Raw genomic sequence first — 13,107 nt, forward strand, 5'->3', positions numbered from 1 at the left:
CATGAAAATTCGGGCAGGACTAGCCGACCATGCGCGCCTTACTCATCTATCCTCTCTTTCCCCCTACTTTTTGGTCTTATAACAAAATTTTAGAACTCGTCGATCGCCAAGTTTTATTACCCCCTTTAGGTTTAATTACTGTAGCCGCAATATTGCCGCAAACTTGGGAATTTAAGCTCGTAGACCGTAACGTTCGTGAGGTCACTCAAGCCGAATGGGATTGGGCGGATCTTGTGATTCTCTCGGCGATGATCGTCCAACAAGAAGACTTAACTGCGCAAATTCGAGAAGCCAAACAACGGGGAAAATTAGTTGCCGTCGGCGGACCTTATCCTACATCCGTTCCCGAAGATTCCGAACGCGCTGGCGCTGATTTTTTAATTTTAGATGAAGGGGAAATTACCTTACCGATGTTTGTGGAGGCGATCGAAAAAGGAGCGACAAGCGGTATTTTTCGCACCTCAGAAAAACCTGACGTTACTCAAACTCCCATTCCCCGTTACGACCTCTTAGAATTGGACGCTTACGATTCCATGTCCGTTCAATTCTCCCGAGGGTGTCCGTTCCAGTGCGAATTCTGCGATATTATCGTCCTTTACGGTCGTAAACCGCGCACCAAAACTCCCACTCAACTCCTCGAAGAATTAGCATATTTATATAACTTGGGTTGGCGACGCGGCATTTTTATGGTCGATGATAACTTTATCGGCAACAAACGTAATGTTAAGTTATTGCTCAAAGAATTAAAAATTTGGCAAGCCAACCATCAATATCCTTTTCGATTTAATACAGAAGCTTCTGTAGACCTTGCTGCCGATCCGGAATTGATGGAACTGATGGTTCAGTGTAACTTTGACGCCGTCTTTTTGGGAATTGAAACCCCCGACGAAGAAAGTTTACAATTAACTAAAAAGTTCCAAAATACTCGCGATTCTTTAACGGAAACTGTCGGTAAAATTATTGAAGCAGGTTTGCGTCCGATGGCGGGATTTATTATTGGATTTGACGGTGAGAAAAAAGGGGCGAGCGATCGCATCGTGCAGTTTGTCGAAGATGCAGCCATCCCCACTGCCATGTTTGGGATGTTGCAAGCCTTACCAAATACGGCGTTGTGGCAACGATTAGAAAAAGAAGGACGATTGCGTATCCATGGCAAACAAGATATCAATCAAAGCACGTTAATGAATTTCGAGCCGACCCGTCCGATGGAAGATATTGCCCGAGAATATATTGAGGCATTTTGGGAATTATACGAACCTGAAACGTTTCTCGATCGCACCTATCGTTGTTTTCTTAAACTCGGCGCACCGCAATGCAAAGCCCCGTTTAAACTGCCCAGTTGGGTCGATATCCGAGCATTAGCTATTGTGATTTGGCGACAAGGTGTTAAACGCAAAACGCGCTGGAAATTTTGGCATCATTTATTTGGCATTTTTCGCCACAATCCCGCCGTTTGGGAGCATTATCTAACGGTTTGCGCGCACAACGAGCATTTTCTCGAATATCGTCAAATTGTCCGCGATGAAATTCAAAACCAACTGGCGCTGTTCCAAGAACAAGAAGCTCGTACAGAGATGGCCATCGGTTAACATTATTTTACGAACAACGGGTCTATTGTTAAGTTGGGCGATCGATTAATGTAGGAGCAACGAATTAAAACAATAAAAATGCCAAAATTGAGGCCGATTCTCAAGTGGGTCGAGTCCGAATCCGGTGGATGGATTTTTTCTACGGGAATGACAGGTTAGATCGGTGAATTAAGACGATCGCATTTACACGAGTTCCTCGTTTTCAATACATGTCAGAACTCAAATTGGATCCCTAGAGTAGATAGATGCACCCAAAATTACCTTAAATCGTGCTAAGCAACTGCTAGTTTGTGCGCGTTGCTAACATCAAGTTTGAGTCTTGATAATACTTGTAACCGATACCGAAATCGAGGGGTTCGATGCTGCTGTCACTTTGATAAATTTCGCGTAATTCCGGCTGGTATCGGTTCTTAAACAGATCGATGGGAGCGATGTAGGTTCCGTAAAAGTCGAGTTCCCATTGTTCGCGGTCAAAATTGCGTAAGGGAATCCCGGAATCGTCTTGTAAAATGTGACTACTTTGAGCGAAAATCAAGTCGCGAATTTGAGAAAAACTCTCGTTGTACATCAAGTACGATGCCGCTTTGAGATAAGTAATGGGATTGTCAAATTGTTTGACAAACTTCTCGAATTGGGGGGTATTCGCCAAACCGCTATTCGATAAGTCGGTAGAGAAATAATAGAGCGATCGCGGCTCGGTTTCGCCTTCGGGGATAAAGGCAATTTTTACCCCAGGAATGGCATTGGTATTATCTCCAATATCATCGAGCGATCGCGCTTCGCCGCTTTCGTCAATTCCCACATATTGGATGTCTACAACTTCGTTATTCGTGCGCGCCATAAAGAATAACAAAATGGGAATCACGCCTTTTTCGGCGAGGTCTTGAGCCATTGATTTCGTGCGGAAAAAGCTAAATTGCAAAATTGCATAGAGGGATTGCTGAATTTCTTGCAATTTTTGCGCTTTCGCTCCCTCGGACATATTCTCGAAATCGGGAATACTACCGAGCGGTTCTAAACCGACCATGATGTAATTACTCCCTTGAGGAAAGAGGGAATAAGCGTAGAGAAAATCGGGGCCACTAAAGGGATAAAAAATGGTGGGAGCGTTCGCCTGAATGCTTTGCAGTTGTTTGTCCGACCATCGACGAACTTTTGAGAGTTGTTGCGCTTCTAACGCGCTCCAGGAGTTATCGAGGGTTTGCGAGTAATTGAGCCAAGCATTACTCTTTTGAAGTTCGGCGATCGCCCCTTCTTTTTCAACTTTAATTCCGGCGATAAACTTGGCATTTCCCGTCAATTTATCGGCTTTGGCGCGATCGATTTTAGGAGCTGGATCGGCTTTAGTTTCCGATGCTTTGATTTCGGCAGCACTAACTTCTTGCCGACCTTCTCCCTCTGGAGTCACTTCGGTGGAGGTTTGCGAGCTGACTTGAGCCGATTCTGAAGCGACTGGCGTCGAAGTATTCGCACAACCTTGAACGAGGAGAAGGAGTCCGAAAATAGAAAGGAAAAAGGATGAGAATTGAGAGGTTTTAGGTTTCATCGTAATTTTTACTGATTGATTGTTTCGACGATCGCAAATCACTGGAAGAGACTAATTTTTTCCTCGCCGCAAAAAAGTAAATCGGCAGTCCCAGGAAAATAGTAAACAGTCCGGCTAAAGACTCTACAGGTTTTCCCATCAACGTAAAGATGAGAACCCACAAGCCAACCCCGACAAAAATTAGTGGCGTAATCGGATATCCCCACGTTTGATAAGGACGGGAAATTTGCGGATACTTGTATCGGTGAACGAACACCCCTGCAACAGTCATTAATGAAGACAGAGTTAGGGTAAATCCGAGATAAGTTACTAAAGCTTCAAAGGTTGAAGTAATCAGAAGCACCAAAATCAGTGAAAGTTGAATCCAGATAGCTAAATCAGGAATGCCACTGGCATTTTTCTTGGCGAGGGGTTGGAAGAAGGGAATATCTTCGCCAATCGCTTGCGTGACTCGCGGTCCGGCCCAAATCATCGAACTAATCGAAGAAATGAGACCGAAAGAAATGAGCAAACTCATTAATTTACCGCCAAAGTCGCCGAAAATATATTCGGCAGCGATCGCGCCGACTTGAGTTTTTCCAGCCAGCGCTTGTAAGGGGGTACTGTAGAGAAAAATAAAATTCAACAGCAAGTACAGCACCATGACGATCGCCGTTCCCACAATTAGAGAAAACGGTAAATTTTTCTCCGGCTTATCAATTTCATTGGCAATATAAACCGATGCATTCCATCCAGAATAAGCATAGGTGACAAACACCAAAGAAACCGCAAACGGAGGGCTAAAAATCGGCTGAATGTCGCCAGCAGAAGGCAATAAATTCACGAACTGCGGTTCGGCGAGGAAAAAGCCACAGGCAATCAACACCACAATCGAAATCACTTTCAAGACCGTAAACCAATCTTGAAACGAGCTCCCCGTTTTCAAATTGCGGGTGTGAATTGTCGAAATGAGAATGGCGACGATCGCCGCCACTAGGGTTTCGTTCGGAATCGGGAATACTTGTGAGAGATAGTCGGCGAGGGCGATCGCGGCGGCGGCGATCGGCGCTGCGAAGCCCACCGTTACTGAAATCCAGCCCGAGAGAAAGCCGATCGCGGGGTGATAGATCTGCGAAAGGAATGTATATTCACCTCCCGACCGGGGCATGACGGAGCCTAACTCTGCATAAGACAGGGCGCCGCACATGGCAAAAATCCCTCCGATCGCCCATAACGCCAATAAGGCGAAATAGGATTGAATGTCGGCCACTTGGTAACCCAAGCTGGTAAAAACCCCCGTTCCGATGGTATTGGCGACCACCAGACAAATCGCCGTGAACGGGCCGATGAGGCGAGAACTTCGATTGGAATCTGCCTTCATTGATATAGATTTAATCCGTTACATGAATCTGACTCGTTAAACAGTCAGTGAATCTCTTCTCTAAATACTTGTGCCCTAACTTCAGTCAGGACGCTGTAAGATGCAGCCCTAGGCAAACACCGCTATTAAAACCTATATTCGCAAGACTGTCCAGAGTCAACGAGAATCGAATCGACCCGGTCTTCGTTTTTCGATTCCGCTCGATCGCCGATGAGTGAATTGCTCATTCACGATGAATATATTGCATAATTTTGACCTCGATCGGGAGAAATCTTGAAGCGAATTGACCCAATCCAAATTTAACTTTTAACGGTTTTGGTAACGATCGCCACCCTATTTCTACAAACCCCAAGCGAGCATAAAATGGGGCTAAATATCCCATACATTCCAGATAAATCGGTTCGCTCGTTCCCTCGACTAAATGGCGAACCAAATAAGACCCCAAACCGCGATCGCGCCAGGACGGAACGACCACCAAACTCCCCAACTCCCGAACTCCGTCGATCGATCGCAACTGAGCACAAGCGATCGTCTTTCCCTCGAACTCGATCGCCCAAAATTGCCGCCAGTCCAACTGGGTCGGGTCCAACTTTTCCGAAAACACCAAACGCCGGATCGTCCAGATATCGGACTTTCGAGCGCGTCTGAGAGTGCATCCCGGGGGTAAAGCGTCAGTCACGATCGCCCCTCAATTCCCTTGCCATCGGACGCGGACATTCGGATCCTCCCTCGGACCGCGATCGCCCAGGTAGGCGAGGGCCGCCCGGTCGTCGAGGGCGTAAGCGCGCAAAAACACCGCAGTCCACCGGGCGATCGTCTCCAAGCTGACGGCGCGATCGAGAGTAGAACTGCTCTTTTCATTGGGCGATCCGGGGGGATTGTCGAGGTCGGTCAACCCGTAATGATTGGCGCCGCGTACTTCGATATACGCCTTGGGCGGACTCTCAATATTATTATATGTTTTTTCGATCGATTCGGCGCGAATTAAACTGTCCCGACTTCCGGCAATGAGGGCGATCGGAATTCCCGCATTGTTAACTTTCAAATATTCGCCATCTTCCCATAAATCGCTACCAAAAAACACCCCGGCGAGTAATTCTTTCGGTCTTTCATAAGGACCTTCACACCAGGGTAAATCGCACGCCTCGCGAATGGCATCTAACCCGATAAATCCCCCTTGAGAATGACCGATCAACACCAATTTTTCCGCATCGGTAATCTTAAATAACGGAGAATTGGCATGATGCTGTTGCGCTTTAACGTACCTCAAAACATCGGTCACCTGTCCCACTTGCGGGAACAATTCCTCGCGATCGCGGATGGTCGTCAGGTGGTTGGGAACCACCACGATAAAGCCGTAACGGGCGATCTGAGTGGCAAATTGCGAGTAATAAGCCGCATCCACATTAAACCCTTGAATCAGCAAAGCGACGGGTAAACGGTCTGCGGGTGCAAGTTGCGAGGGTTGAGGATAGTAGATATCTGCCGGATCGTTGTAGCCGGGAATCGTGGTTTTGAAGCGATCGACTTTGGCATACAACGGTTGGCTGGGGTCGCGGTCGGTCTGCATCGGTACCGGGGAAGGAGTCTCGATCGCAACTGGAGCGATCGCGGGTTCCGAGGGCCGTTCCACGGGTTGGGAATTGGCCAAAAAATGGGGAACCAACGTCACCGAAACGGCGGCGAGGGCGGCGATCGCCCCGAGGGCGAAAAGTCTAGACATCAGCAAACAACCTCCGGGAAAAACAACCGGGAATGGAGGATCGAAACAGTGCGCTTTGCCCTAAATTTCAAGGGAACCCAGAGCAAACCGCACCTTTTCCCTTACCTTTTAGCGTCGGCGATCGCCCCTTTCGCCATAGCAGCGAGAGCTTGGTCCGTCGCCTTGGGCAAATGATAGTATTTTCCGCCCGCTTGTTTGGCTAACTCCTTACCAAATCCGGTGGAGATAAATTTATTCTCCGTATCGATCACGAGCAGTTGCATCCCCGCGAGGCGGATTTTCCCCGCAATTTCCAACAGTTCCGCCTTCAGATCCGGTTTTTCTCCTTCCTCCATCGGTTCCGCGAGCGATCGCGCCAGGGGAATATTCCCCCGTCCGTCGGTAATCGCCACGATCAACACCTGACCGATATCTCCCGACTGCTGGGCGTTCATCCCGACGCGCACCGCCGTCGTCAACCCGTGGGCTAACGGAGAACCGCCCCCACAGGGCATCCGTTCCAAGCGGCGCCGCGCCGTCGTAATCGATCGCGTCGGCGGTAACAACACTTCCGCCTGTTCCCCACGGAAAGGAATCAACGCGATTTGGTCGCGATTTTGATAGGCTTCCGTCAGCAATTGCAACACCGCACCCTTCGCCGACTGCATCCGGTTGAGAGCCATCGACCCGGAAGCATCCACGAGAAACACCACCAACGATCCCGCTTTGCGCGCCATCCGCTTCGATCGCAAATCCGATTGTTCCACGATCACTTTGCGTCCCGGATAGCGTTCCCGTCGGGCTTTTTGGTACGGCGCCGCCGCCCGCAAGGTGGCATCCACGGCAACCCGTTTCACCTGACCTTTGGGCAACATCGGCTTGATATAGCGCCCGCGATCTTCAGAAAAGATAATACTGCGCGCGCCACTTTTGCCCTTGCGTTTCGCCATTTGCGCGAAATACATCATCGCCGGGTCGATAATCACCCCTTCGGGGTCGAAAACGAACTCTTCCGGGATGCTTTGTTCTTGTTCTTCCTGTTCCGGCGGTTCTTCTTCTTCTTGTTCTTCTTCTTCCTCTTGTTCTTGTTCTTGTTCCCCTTCCGGCGGCGGCGGCGGTGGTGGTGGCGGCGGCGGCGGTTGTTCTTCTTCCGGAGGGGTCTGCACGATCGTCGATCGCGGGACGATGACCAGTTCCACGGCGCGGCGCAAGTCGTCGGCGTTAACCGTGTTGCGTCCGTCTAAGGCGGCGGAGGCTTTGGCGACGCGGACGGCGAACAGTTCGGCGCGATGGCCCTGGACCCCCCCGCGCACCGCTTCGTCTACGAGATAGGCGATTTGATCGTGACTGATGACGACGTCTTTGAGCCATTCCCGGGCCAGGAGGATCTGAGTTTTGAGGTTTTCGAGATCCTCGGCGTACTGGTCTAAAAAGGTTTGAGGGGAGTTGGCGTAGGAAAGGGCTTGTTCCACCGCCATGACGCGATCGTCCAATCCCAAAACCCCATCGGCGGACAGGGTAATGGCGATCCGATCGAGCAAGTGTTCGCGCAAGGGGCCTTCTTCGGGGTTGTAGGTGGCAATGAAGAGGGGCTTGCAGGGGTGTTGAAAGCTGATACCTTCCCGTTCGATTTGGTTGCGACCGTCGGTGAGGACACTCAGCAGTAAGTTGGCGATTTGGTCGTCGAGGAGGTTGATTTCATCGACGTAGAGGACGCCGCGATGGGCGCTGGCGAGTAAGCCCGGTTGAAAAACGGTTTCCCCCTGTTTGACCGATTGTTCTACGTCTACGGAACCGAGTAAGCGGTCTTCGGTGGTGCCGAGGGGGATTTGGATAAAGGGAGTGGGGATAATTTCCGTGGGGACGCTATCCGTGGCGCTGACGCCGTTTTGAGCGTTACGCGGATAGGTTTCGAGGGTGTAGTCGTCCCATTCTTCGGGATGGGTCGGGTCGCAGTTGGCGATCGAGTCTTTGACGATTTCGATCGGGGGTAAGAGGGAGTGGATCGCACGGGCCATGACTGATTTGGCCGTACCGCGTCGTCCGGCGATCGCGACTCCCCCCAACCCCGGATCGACGGCTGTCAATAGTAAAGCCATTTTGATCGCTTCCTGTCCGACCACGGCGGTCAGTGGAAACGTCGTTAAGTTAGAACGGGTTACGGGCGCAGGCATGATCTAATGGGTTGGGAGTCCAGTCTTTTACTGTACTAGATCGTCGAGTGCATCGGGTTAACAATCCCGACGATCGCCTGCGATTTGAGAGGCGCCTTAGCAAGCGCAGATTTGGGGACAAAGGGCGTTTTGTAAGAGCGCGTGGGCCGCATCGACGAGGTCGCTGTAGGTGCGATCGGCTTTGAACTGGCTCAGATAGTTAGCGCTGCGAATGCCGCAAGTGACTGCAATTGAGGGGATGCCGACGGCTTTAGCGGCGAGGATGTCGGCTTCGGTGTCGCCGATGATGCAGGCGCGATCGCGGTCTACGCCATGTTCGGCGATCGCCTCGGCGAGTAAGTGCGTTTTCACTTCAGCGTAGTTTTGATAGGCCAGCGCGAGATCGTCCGTTCCCCAAATGCCGCTAAATAAGGGAGCTAACCCGGTTTTTTCCAAGATGTCCGTGACTTGATCTTGGTGGCGCAAGGTGACCGACACCAACCGGGCGCCTTGGCAGTGCAGCAAACCCAAGGCCCAACGCACTCCCGGTTGCAAGCGGTCTTTGTGTAATAAGTGGGGTTGATTGACGATTTCGTGAACTTGACCGAGGAAAACGTCGGTTTGTTCGTCGTCGAGTCCGGACTGTCTGGCGATTTCGACATCGGGGACGCGATCGCGCTTCATTTGCCAAAATTGCTCTTTACTGAGGATTTGTAAGGGCAATTTCTGCGATCGCGCCTGGTAGACCGCTTCCGTTTTTGCTAAGCCCAAGCGATAGGTGCTGTAGTACCGTTCCGAAACGTCGATTAACGGTCCGTCAAAGTCGCAAAAGACGGTCCAATCGGCCAACGGTCCCTCGGTCTTAACAGAGGGAGAATAGGGAGTTAAATAGGGGCGAGTCGGTTTCATCACCAGACGATAGTTGCGCTTTTTTTTGCAATGTATCTTTACACTAGCAGATTAAAGATAAGATTTCATGCGGTTAATACCTATTTTTCTATTGAAAAATCTTATGTCAATAAAAAGGGAGAGGGTGCAGATTTTGACCAAGATTGAGAGAATCGACCGGGCAATTCTCTCAATCTTGGATACGGACATAGAGATTTTCTACGGTTCGCGACCGGATCGGCGATCGCGGCAAATCTCAACGTTCAGTTCGCGTCGGGAACTGGCGGAAGATCTGGGTCTTGCTCTACATTGCCCATGTTATCGGCGTCGATCTCTCCTTTGGTTAGGAAACGCAAAGTTTCTTGATAGAGACTGCGCCAGAAGCGGTTACTCATTCCCTGACTAATTTCAGTGGGATCGACCATCGGATGCGGGACTAAATCGGAGGCGGGATAGAAGTAAGAACGGTGTCCGCCAGCTTCGCCGCCAATTTTGTCGAACAGCATTTGATTGGTTTCGATATCCGCCGCATCCTCATTTTCCGTCAGCACCAGAAATGTCGGGATATTTTGGAGGGCGGCGATCGCCTTAGAATTGAGAACGGCAGTACGTCCGAAGCGATCCGCCGCCGTCAGACAACCCACGGGGAATTTTAACTGCGGATCCCAGCCTAATTCGGCAATATCCAACGGTCCGGCGAGATTGACGTAGCGACGGCGATCGCCGTAAATCTTCAACAACGGCGCGTAAGCGACCACCCCCTTCACCGTTTCCGGGTGGTTCGCCGCCACCGCCAGCGCCACCGCACCCCCGACGGACAAACCGACCGCATACACCGGACCGGGTAACTCCGAAATTTCGTGCAGACGCTGACTCGCACAAGTCAAATAATCTTCGTGAGACGAATTGAAATAGCGATCGAACTCGTCCTCATCCTCGCGTTCGATCGCCTGCATGATGTTCAACAAACGCGGTTCGAGAATTAACAACCGTGCTAAAAGGGCTTTTTGTTGCAGCGCACTCGGCTGAGTGAACCCACTAGGATTGTCGGAAATATTATTAAAAAACTGATTGAGAACCGGATCTTTTTTTACCTTTTTGCGGAGGGGATCGTAGATTTCCGGCTTCAGATCGACCTGGGGCCAATATTGATGGGGAGGAAGTAAATGATGCCCTGCTAAAGTGGTTTGATAAACATTAAATCCATTGTGAAAAAGATAGTCGGCCAGCCGCCACATTTGGTGAGGTTTGGCACTGAATCCGTGAAACATCATCACCGTGCCGCGAATGGGTTTTCCCGGATCGTGAAAGAGATAATAAGGATAAGCCCACTCGCGGCGATCGCCGTGACGGGCGATCGTTTCTAGATAAGCATTAATCGCTTCTTTGGTACGGCGAAGCTGTTCCTCGGTCGGAGTCACGAAAGAGTCTGTATTGGTCATAACCCGGCGACTTCAAAATTGATAAAAAAGACCACCTACGTTATAGCATTCGAGCAAAGCCGTGTCAGGGGTTCGTAGCCCCTGCACTCGGGTGACTTCTTCGATCGCCTCACCGATCGGGCATCAGTAAGCCATACAATTTTTAAGCCATACAATTTTTATTGAGCAAAACATAAAACATAATAATTTTTTTGCTATTGATAGGTTGGTCAGTTAGATGTACTGAAACTCCAACTGACAATCGTAGAGAGTCCAGGATTGTGCTTCAATGGGGCTGTCCCAAAAAGGGACAGTGAAACGGTTCATTAATTCGGGGTCGAGTTCTATTAATAATTCCTTCAATGGGGCTGTCCCAAAAAGGGACAGTGAAACAATATATAAAACATAAAAAAGAAAGGGAATATATTGGCCTTCAATGGGGCTGTCCCAAAAAGGGACAGTGAAACCGATCGCGCGCCGACGGCGACAAAGAATAGGGCCCTTCAATGGGGCTGTCCCAAAAAGGGACAGTGAAACACCCTTCAACCCTCCGGTAGCTCTGACGGTAGGGCTTCAATGGGGCTGTCCCAAAAAGGGACAGTGAAACGGGAATCCAATCCCGGCAGGCTCGGGGAGAGGCCTACGAGCTTCAATGGGGCTGTCCCAAAAAGGGACAGTGAAACTCATCTGGATACTCCGCACTGATTGGATCCCAAATGCTTCAATGGGGCTGTCCCAAAAAGGGACAGTGAAACGGATCCCGACGAGTATTTTCTCTCATTCCAGGGAGGCTTCAATGGGGCTGTCCCAAAAAGGGACAGTGAAACAGATTCCGACCTGTCTGGCACCAACCTCTCTGGGCGCGCTTCAATGGGGCTGTCCCAAAAAGGGACAGTGAAACCTACCCATTCTCCAATACTAGGGGTTACCGAGTAGCTTCAATGGGGCTGTCCCAAAAAGGGACAGTGAAACCCTGTGCCTTACTCGTACTACGTCCACTATGGCTAGCTTCAATGGGGCTGTCCCAAAAAGGGACAGTGAAACTGTCGAAAATCAACCTCTCTGGTCGCGACCTGAGCGCTTCAATGGGGCTGTCCCAAAAAGGGACAGTGAAACCTTAGGAATGGGCGCCATTTTTCGAGCTTGGCATTGCTTCAATGGGGCTGTCCCAAAAAGGGACAGTGAAACCCAAAAAAATCCGAATCGTCGGTCACCGAGTAAGGGCTTCAATGGGGCTGTCCCAAAAAGGGACAGTGAAACGGAACGCGGTGTCCGGGACGGGAATCGCCGCACTGCTTCAATGGGGCTGTCCCAAAAAGGGACAGTGAAACAGTCATCCTCGGAGCCACCTGTCTGGGCATCCTCGGGCTTCAATGGGGCTGTCCCAAAAAGGGACAGTGAAACATAATCGAAGCATACGAACAAAAAAAAAGGAAGTAGAGGCTTCAATGGGGCTGTCCCAAAAAGGGACAGTGAAACCTATCTATCCCCTCCACCTGGATGATCAAAATTGGACCGCTTCAATGGGGCTGTCCCAAAAAGGGACAGTGAAACCTGGGATCTGCGATCTCCAGTCCCAAAAAGTTCGCGCTTCAATGGGGCTGTCCCAAAAAGGGACAGTGAAACGCTCCCTACGCCCATTGATAATTAGATAGCACCCGCTTCAATGGGGCTGTCCCAAAAAGGGACAGTGAAACCCAGGGTGCGATCTATTCTCCCATGAGAATTTCGGCGCTTCAATGGGGCTGTCCCAAAAAGGGACAGTGAAACGGTGATGTTTGTCAAGCTTTCGTTCAAAAGTGAGAGCTTCAATGGGGCTGTCCCAAAAAGGGACAGTGAAACAGTCGCACTTTCTGCCCTAGCATTTCGGCTTTAGGCTTCAATGGGGCTGTCCCAAAAAGGGACAGTGAAACGTTCTGGCGTTTTCGTAAGATTTTAAAAAATTATCGGCTTCAATGGGGCTGTCCCAAAAAGGGACAGTGAAACTCGCTCCCGTTCCCGACATTAGCCAACTGCGGAGCTCGCTTCAATGGGGCTGTCCCAAAAAGGGACAGTGAAACAGGGCTTGAGATGCCGCATTAGTAGTAGCAGCATAGCTTCAATGGGGCTGTCCCAAAAAGGGACAGTGAAACTTGATTAATTGATTAGACATAGTTGATTGTTCCTTTTGATGCTTCAATGGGGCTGTCCCAAAAAGGGACAGTGAAACGCACGAGGAGATTGACCCGGTAGGGGTGGAATCCGCTTCAATGGGGCTGTCCCAAAAAGGGACAGTGAAACGCAATAGGGGAGGATGTCAACGGCGGGAGAGTCCGAGCTTCAATGGGGCTGTCCCAAAAAGGGACAGTGAAACATGGTTCCTGATTGGTCGAGTCTTTCGCAATTCCCGTGCTTCAATGGGGCTGTCCCAAAAAGGGACAGTGAAACTCATTTGCAACGTATCTTTAA

Annotated in this window: 8 protein-coding genes and 1 CRISPR repeat array (1 of these 9 only partly in view); of the genes, 1 reads left to right on the forward strand and 7 read right to left on the reverse strand. The window is 50.2% G+C overall.

Annotation, left to right across the window (positions count from 1 at the left end):
* Nucleotides 1-29: 29 nt before the first annotated feature.
* The gene (locus tag HCG48_RS16305) at nt 30-1,589 is read left to right on the forward strand and encodes a B12-binding domain-containing radical SAM protein (RefSeq protein WP_168570099.1); all 1,560 of its coding nucleotides are present in this window, start codon (nt 30-32) and stop codon (nt 1,587-1,589) included.
* Between the two features lie 283 nt (nt 1,590-1,872).
* Here HCG48_RS16305 and HCG48_RS16310 read toward each other — a convergent pair whose 3' ends face one another.
* From HCG48_RS16310 to HCG48_RS16340, 7 genes are all read right to left on the reverse strand, one after another.
* A complete protein-coding gene (locus HCG48_RS16310) occupies nt 1,873-3,135 on the reverse strand; it encodes a hypothetical protein (protein ID WP_168570100.1) in 1,263 nt (420 codons plus the stop codon).
* Nucleotides 3,125-4,495, reverse strand: a complete 1,371-nt coding sequence (locus HCG48_RS16315) for an APC family permease (protein ID WP_168570101.1) — start codon at nt 4,493-4,495, stop codon at nt 3,125-3,127. Before HCG48_RS16315 ends, HCG48_RS16310 begins: the two co-directional genes overlap by 11 nt.
* A 223-nt stretch (nt 4,496-4,718) precedes the next feature.
* Nucleotides 4,719-5,174 (reverse strand): GNAT family N-acetyltransferase, encoded by a 456-nt coding sequence (locus tag HCG48_RS16320; RefSeq protein WP_168570102.1) that lies wholly within the window; start codon nt 5,172-5,174, stop codon nt 4,719-4,721.
* A 9-nt stretch (nt 5,175-5,183) separates the two neighbouring features.
* Nucleotides 5,184-6,218, reverse strand: coding sequence for an alpha/beta hydrolase family protein (locus tag HCG48_RS16325; protein WP_168570103.1), 1,035 nt, complete (start codon nt 6,216-6,218; stop codon nt 5,184-5,186).
* A 101-nt stretch (nt 6,219-6,319) separates the two neighbouring features.
* Entirely contained in the window at nt 6,320-8,371 is a 2,052-nt protein-coding gene (bchD, locus tag HCG48_RS16330) for a magnesium chelatase ATPase subunit D (RefSeq protein ID WP_168570104.1), read from the reverse strand.
* A 96-nt stretch (nt 8,372-8,467) separates the two neighbouring features.
* Complete coding sequence (locus HCG48_RS16335; RefSeq protein WP_168570105.1) at nt 8,468-9,259, reverse strand: HAD family hydrolase; 792 nt, start codon at nt 9,257-9,259, stop codon at nt 8,468-8,470.
* Between the two features lie 242 nt (nt 9,260-9,501).
* Nucleotides 9,502-10,680, reverse strand: a complete 1,179-nt coding sequence (locus HCG48_RS16340) for a serine aminopeptidase domain-containing protein (protein ID WP_168570106.1) — start codon at nt 10,678-10,680, stop codon at nt 9,502-9,504.
* A 262-nt stretch (nt 10,681-10,942) separates the two neighbouring features.
* A CRISPR array of direct repeats spans nt 10,943-13,107; the repeat unit is 37 nt; unit sequence GCTTCAATGGGGCTGTCCCAAAAAGGGACAGTGAAAC; it runs 863 nt beyond the window's last position.

This window comes from Oxynema aestuarii AP17 (assembly GCF_012295525.1).
In the GTDB taxonomy this organism is placed as follows: domain Bacteria; phylum Cyanobacteriota; class Cyanobacteriia; order Cyanobacteriales; family Laspinemataceae; genus Oxynema; species Oxynema aestuarii.

Bases quoted from the DNA above. Each gene is read 5' to 3' on its own strand.
- HCG48_RS16340 (WP_168570106.1), bottom strand. From the start codon at position 10,680: ATGACCAATACAGACTCTTTCGTGACTCCGACCGAGGAACAGCTTCGC.
- HCG48_RS16305 (WP_168570099.1), top strand. From the start codon at position 30: ATGCGCGCCTTACTCATCTATCCTCTCTTTCCCCCTACTTTTTGGTCT.
- bchD (WP_168570104.1), bottom strand. From the start codon at position 8,371: ATGCCTGCGCCCGTAACCCGTTCTAACTTAACGACGTTTCCACTGACC.
- HCG48_RS16325 (WP_168570103.1), bottom strand. From the start codon at position 6,218: ATGTCTAGACTTTTCGCCCTCGGGGCGATCGCCGCCCTCGCCGCCGTT.
- HCG48_RS16315 (WP_168570101.1), bottom strand. From the start codon at position 4,495: ATGAAGGCAGATTCCAATCGAAGTTCTCGCCTCATCGGCCCGTTCACG.
- HCG48_RS16335 (WP_168570105.1), bottom strand. From the start codon at position 9,259: ATGAAACCGACTCGCCCCTATTTAACTCCCTATTCTCCCTCTGTTAAG.
- HCG48_RS16310 (WP_168570100.1), bottom strand. From the start codon at position 3,135: ATGAAACCTAAAACCTCTCAATTCTCATCCTTTTTCCTTTCTATTTTC.